Annotated in this window: 1 protein-coding gene; it reads left to right on the top strand. The window is 58.1% G+C overall.

What is annotated here, in order from left to right; translation table 11 throughout:
• Positions 1-143 precede the first annotated feature (143 nt).
• On the top strand, positions 144-1,193 hold a 1,050-nt coding region (locus BGIM_RS65910; RefSeq protein ID WP_193788995.1), incomplete at its 3' end, for a hypothetical protein.

The following is a 1,193-nucleotide window of genomic DNA, read 5'->3' as shown; positions in this document are numbered from 1 at the left end:
TCGTCCCGCCACCGCCTCCGCCCAGTGGCGGCGGCGGGCCTCCGGCTGGCGGCGGTCGCAAGGGCGGCGACGACTGATTTTGTTTTCCGGCGTGGGCAATTGATCCGTTCCCGAACATCTTCCCCCACGGGGGTTCACCGAATATGGCCGCTAAAATCGATCAGGAATTCCTCAAAAAGCACCATTTTTGGGTGCTGCATGCCGTCCTCGCCCTCGGCCTCGCCTTGGCTTGGTTCGGCCTGTTGGTCAGTGTCCCGAGTTCCATCGCGGAACAAGGGGACAAAAACAACGGCGAGAAGAAGAAACTGGATGCCGCCAAGGCCCAGCCACGGGCCACGCTGGAGCTTTACAACACCCGCAAAAAGGAACTTTTCAACCTGCGGGGCAAGCGCTGGCAGGACATGTGGGAAATCCAGAAGAACATGTACGAGTGGCCGAGCGTGCTTGGAGACGACCAGCTCGCCAAAACCACGAATTTGAAATTCGGCGACGACATTTCCAACAGCGAGTTGCTGCAAGCCTTCAAGACCCAGTACACGAAGGAATACGATGCCCTCGCCAAGGCGGTGGCTCCCCTTCAATTCAACAACGGATGGCAGTCCGTGCTTCGGCATGTGGCCCAATGGCGGCTCACGCCCGAGTCTGAAGAAGTCTGGCTGGCTCTTGAGGATCTGTGGATTCAACGAGAGATCGTCCAGACCATCGCCAAGATCAATGAAGAGTCCGCCAAGTTCACCCCGGTGAACCCGGCCGAGGATCCGACCAAAGTCCGCGCCCGGAGTTTCCGCAGCCGGACGTGGAAGGCGGATCTTGAAATCGCCGAGGTGATGGGAGGTTACGCATTAAAAGGAAAGATCCGGAACATCACCGACCGGTTGCAGGCCTTTGGGGCAAACAATGAACTGGTTCTCAAGGTCTGGCTCTCCGATGATCCCAACGCCAAGCCCTTTGAGTTTGCCATCGAAGGAACGTCGCTCGACGGCGGCAAGGAAGAAGTGATCAAATACGTCGAGAAAAAGCACAAGATCTTTGAGGGACGAGTGGTGGGCCTTTACCGCGTCGAACAGGTTTTCGACGCCCGCACCCTGCCGGTCAAGCGGATTGACAAAATGGCCTTGGGATTCACCAGCGCCCGGCACAGTCTGGCCGAACTGGAGATGACCCCGTTTAGCACGAAGGCGTTTGAGGCCGAG

Source organism: Zavarzinella formosa DSM 19928 (genome assembly GCF_000255705.1).
Lineage (GTDB): Bacteria > Planctomycetota > Planctomycetia > Gemmatales > Gemmataceae > Zavarzinella > Zavarzinella formosa.
This window is presented reverse-complemented; position numbering and strand designations above follow the sequence as displayed.